This window comes from Pseudomonas sp., assembly GCF_049645325.1.
Lineage (GTDB): Bacteria > Pseudomonadota > Gammaproteobacteria > Pseudomonadales > Pseudomonadaceae > Aquipseudomonas.
On record NZ_JBARTQ010000661.1, the window covers coordinates 1 to 4,501 of the forward strand.

General features: G+C 62.8%; 3 protein-coding genes and 1 pseudogene. 1 reads left to right on the forward strand and 3 read right to left on the reverse strand.

Annotated features, from left to right (window positions below; genetic code table 11):
* Positions 1-124 precede the first annotated feature (124 nt).
* Complete coding sequence (locus tag WBB95_RS28255) at positions 125-937, forward strand: alpha/beta fold hydrolase (protein ID WP_424490574.1); 813 nt, start codon at positions 125-127, stop codon at positions 935-937.
* Positions 938-972: 35 nt separating this feature from the next.
* Here the strand turns inward: WBB95_RS28255 and WBB95_RS28260 are convergent, their stop codons facing one another.
* The 3 genes and pseudogenes from WBB95_RS28260 to WBB95_RS28270 form a co-directional block, all read right to left on the reverse strand.
* A complete protein-coding gene (locus WBB95_RS28260) occupies positions 973-1,854 on the reverse strand; it encodes a methyl-accepting chemotaxis protein (protein ID WP_424490576.1) in 882 nt (293 codons plus the stop codon).
* Positions 1,834-2,940 (reverse strand): annotated as a pseudogene (locus WBB95_RS28265) (HAMP domain-containing protein); the annotation flags it as partial. The pseudogene WBB95_RS28265 and the gene WBB95_RS28260, both read right to left, overlap by 21 nt.
* Positions 2,941-3,054: 114 nt before the next feature.
* Entirely contained in the window at positions 3,055-4,467 is a 1,413-nt protein-coding gene (locus tag WBB95_RS28270; RefSeq protein WP_424490575.1) for a PLP-dependent aminotransferase family protein, read from the reverse strand.
* Between the last annotated feature and the right edge of the window lie 34 nt (positions 4,468-4,501).

Genomic DNA, 4,501 nt, shown 5'->3' on the forward strand with positions numbered 1-4,501 from the left:
CCCTGAGAACGTGCTGGCTACAAACAAGCCCGTTCGCTAAAAAGTGCCATCAATTTGCACCTATCCCGCCGCCCCCGACTAGCGTAAAAAAGTGCCCCTCACTCCGTGAAGTTAGAGGCCTGTTATGCCTGTCGCCGTGATTGATGGACAACCGCTGCATTATGTCGACCAGGGCACTGGCCCGGTCGTTCTGCTGGGCTCAAGTTACCTGTGGGACCGCGACATGTGGGCGCCGCAGATCGAAGCCCTGTCGCACCAATACCGCGTGATCGTCCCCGAGCTGTGGGGCCATGGCGAATCGGGCCCGCTGCCCGCACACACCCGCTCGCTGGACGACCTGGCACGCCAGGCCCTGGCCCTGCTGGACCAATTGGACATTGCCCAGGTCAACCTGGTAGGCCTGTCGGTCGGCGGCATGTGGGGCGCGCGCCTGGCGTTGCTGGCCCCCGAACGCATCAACAGCCTGGCACTGATGGACACCTACCTCGGCGCCGAGCCCGAGGCCACGCGCCAGTATTACTTCTCGCTGTTCAAGATGATCGAAGACGCCGGCGCCATCCCTGAGCCGCTGCTGGATGTGGTCGCGCCGATCTTCTTCCGCGCGGGAATCGACCGGGAATCGGCGCTGTATCAGGATTACCGCAAGGCGTTGCAAAGCCTGCCCAAAGAGCGCCTGCTGGACAGCATCGTGCCCCTGGGCCGGCTGATCTTCAGTCGCGCCGACATCCTCGACCAACTGCCGCGCCTGGACGCCGACACCACCGTGGTGATGTGCGGTGAGCAAGACAAACCCCGCCCACCTGCCGAGTCTCAGGAAATGGCCGAGCTGATTGGCTGCAGCCTGATCCTGATACCGGATGCAGGGCATATTTCCGCCCGGGAAAACCCGGACTTCGTCAACGAAGCGCTGCTGACGTTCCTCGCCAACAACGCCTGACCCTCTCCGCTGTGATCGCCGCCCTCAAGCGGCGATCACAGGCGGAAGTGCCCCACCATGCCCTTGAGCTCCGCCCCCAACTGCGCCAGTTGAATGCTCGACGCGGCATTGCCCTGCATGCTCAGCGCCGACTGGTCGGCACTCGCCCGAATGCTGGTGACGCTGCGGTTGATCTCCTCGGCCACCGAGCTTTGCTCTTCGGCGGCAGCGGCTATCTGCTGGTTCATCTGCTGGATCAAAGACACCGCGGCGGCAATGCTGCCCAGGGCACTTTCCGTTTCCAGGGCATCGCTCACGGCCAGCTTGACCAACTCGCCGCTCTGCTGGATCTGCTGCACCGAGGACTGCGCGGCGTTGCGCAAGGTGCTGACCAGCCGCTCGATTTCCTCGGTCGATTGCTGGGTGCGCTTGGCCAGTGCCCGCACTTCATCGGCCACCACCGCAAACCCTCGGCCTTGCTCACCCGCACGGGCGGCTTCGATGGCGGCATTGAGGGCCAACAGGTTGGTTTGTTCGGCGACGCTCTTGATCACGCTCAACACCGTGCCGATGTTCTGGATCTCCGCACTCAGGCTTTCGATGCTGGCGCTGGCACTGGTGCTGGAGGTGGCGAGCAGTTCGATGCGCTGCAGGCTCTGGCGCACCACCTGCTGGCCGCTGTCGACCTTGTCATCGGCGGTCTGCGCCGCTTGCGCGGCCTCCTCGGCGTTGCGCGCGACGTCGTGCACCGTGGCGGTCATCTGATTCATCGCGGTGGCGACTTGCTCGGTTTCTTCCTTCTGGCTGCTGACTTCGACGTTGGTCTGCTCTGTCACGCTGGACAGCGACTGCGCCGAACTGGCCAATTGCTCGATGCCCGCCTGCAGCCCGCTGACCATGTGGCTCAAGCCGCTGCCCATCTGTTGCATCGCCTGCATCAACTGGCCGATTTCATCCCGACGATTGACCTCCATGCGCCCGCTCAGGTCGCCCGAGGCAATCTGCTGGGCCACGGCGATCACGCTGCGCAAGGGTGCGACGATCAATCGGGTGATCACCCACGCCGCGATCAAGCCCATCAGCAACGCCAGGGCTGACGAGCCGATGATCAGCAGCGCGCTTTTCTTCAATTGCGCCTGCATCGACTCATCTTCGGCGGCATAGGCCTGGTTGACCCGGCTGACCACTTCGGCGGCGCGATCATGCAATTGTTTGTAGACGACCTTTTCCTGGGCCAGCAGCCCGGTGTATTCGCCCAGCTTTTCGCTGAACGAGGCGATATGCCCGGACACCTCGTTCAGCACGGTCTGATACCCCGCGTCCTTGACCGTGGTCTTCAGTTGCTCGACCTGCGCCAGGGCCTGGTCAGCCTGTTCGATCTTGCCCTGTTCGGCGGTGTCGGCATCCGCTTTGCGGCTCTGATCCAGGCGCACGTGCGCTTCGTTCATGGCTTGCAACATCAACCGCGACACCTGGCTGACCTGCCCCGCCTGCTCGATAAACTCGGCGCCGTCCTTGCCTTGGCTTTCCTTCAAGCCATAGGCGCCATCGTCCGCCAGGCCGGCCTGCAACACGTCGAGGTTATTGGCCACGCTGGACACCGACCAACTGGCCATTTCCAGGGCCAGGTCTTTGGTCTGGGTGAGTTCGACAAACTCGTCGAAGGCCTTGCGATAGGCTGCCAGGGCCTGTTCGACGTCGGTCATCACCGGCACATTCGCGGCAGACTGGGCTTTGAGACGCGTCGCCAGGGCCGCCAAGGCCTCCACGCTTTCGTGCAGAGCGTCAACGGATTTGGGGTCGGCGTGCAACGCGTAATCCTGCTCGATCAAGCGCACTTTGAGCAGACCGCTGTTGAGCGAAGACATCGCCTTGAGGCCTTCGAAACGCTGGCCAACAGTTTGCAGGGACCACACGCCAATGGCCGCCACCAACGCCGTCAGCAGCAGCACCAGCATGAAGCCCAAGCCCAGTTTCTTCGCCATACCGAGGTTGGCGAAACGTCGTTGCACGCCCGAAATCATTGCACTTGAATCCTCTTGCAATGGCGAATGCCATCAAGCCTGGTTTCCATGCAGCGAGATTCGCAACGACGAGCCACTGACACAAGACATTGGCGCCACAATAATGGCAAAAAGCTACATGCCCGTCGTTTTCAGAATGGTCGAGGTCGATCTGGCAGGCCCCATGGCGCGGAACAACGCCAGTGCGCGCTGATCAGCAGCATAGGCCACATTAATGCGCAGCCAGTCACTGTGTTCACCCTTAGGGCTGAACAGCGCGCCCGGCGACAACAACACGCAGAGTCGCCGCGCGCGCACCTGCAAACGTGAACGGTCACCCACGCCAGGCCGCGCCCACACAAACATGCCCCCGGCCGGCACGGCAAACACTTCCCACTCCTCATCCTCCAGCACCTGCAAGGTCGCGGCCATTTGCGTGCTCAAGCGTTTGCGCAGGCGCTGCACCCACTTGCGGTAAGTGCCATTGGCCAGCAGCGTGGCCACCACCGCTTCGGCGAAGCGCGAGGTGCCGATGCCGGTCAGCGTCTTGAGGCTGGCCATTTGCGCGATGAGCGTGGCACTCGCGCTGAGGTAACCGACCCGCAAGGCGCTGCTCAGTGTCTTGGAAAAACTGGACACGTAGATCACCCGGTCATCATGGGGCAGCGCCGAGAGCCGTGTGCAAGTGGCGTGCTGCAGGTCGCCGTAGACATCTTCTTCGACGATCAGGAAGTCTTCACTGCGTGCCAGCTGCAACAGACGCTCGGCCACCGCGCGGCACAGGCTGGTGCCGGTGGGGTTGTGATACAGGCTGTTGATGAACAGGCACTTGGGACGATGGCGTTGCAGCAGCGCCTCCAGCGCCTGGATATCCGGGCCGCCGACGGTACGCGGTACCTCCAGCAGCTCGACACCGTGACGCTGCAGCTGGCGATAAAGGTTGGCATACCCCGGGGTTTCGACCACCACCGTATCGCCGGCCTTGAGCAAGGTGCGTATGAGCAGGTCTTGTGCATGGCTGGCGCCATGGGTGGTGAGGATGCGATCAAGGCTGGTCGCCACGTTGATCCGGGTCAGCCGCTTGAGCAGTTGCTCGCGCAACACCGGTAACCCTAACGGCGTGCTGTAGCTGAACAGGCCGGCAGTGTCGGTACGGCTGATTTCGCGGATGGCGTAGCAGATGTCATCGCTCTCGCGCCAGGCATCGGGCAACCAGCCGCACCCCAACTTCAACTCGCCCAACGGGCTGTCGAGGTAGGCGCCCCACCCCAGCTCCGCGCCTTCATACCACTGGCTTTCCTGGGATACCGGCGGCTGGGCCACCACAAACCCGGCGCCCTGCTTGGACGCCAACACGCCCTGGGCCACCATCCGTTCGAATGCCTCGATCACGCTGGACTGGCTGAGCAGGTTGTCGAGGGCCAATTGCCGGATGGACGGCAAGCGCGTGCCGGGACCTGCCCCGCTCGCGCGAATCCATTGCGCCACCGCGCTGACGATTTGCTGCACCACCGGTACAAGGGCTTGTCGATCGATCCCTAAATCCATGAGCCACTCACTTCAACTGTCTGTTATTCAACCC

Coding starts and splice junctions, on each gene's coding strand:
- WBB95_RS28255 (WP_424490574.1), top strand. CDS start 125: ATGCCTGTCGCCGTGATTGATGGACAACCGCTGCATTATGTCGACCAG.
- WBB95_RS28270 (WP_424490575.1), bottom strand. CDS start 4,467: ATGGATTTAGGGATCGATCGACAAGCCCTTGTACCGGTGGTGCAGCAA.
- WBB95_RS28260 (WP_424490576.1), bottom strand. CDS start 1,854: ATGCAGGCGATGCAACAGATGGGCAGCGGCTTGAGCCACATGGTCAGC.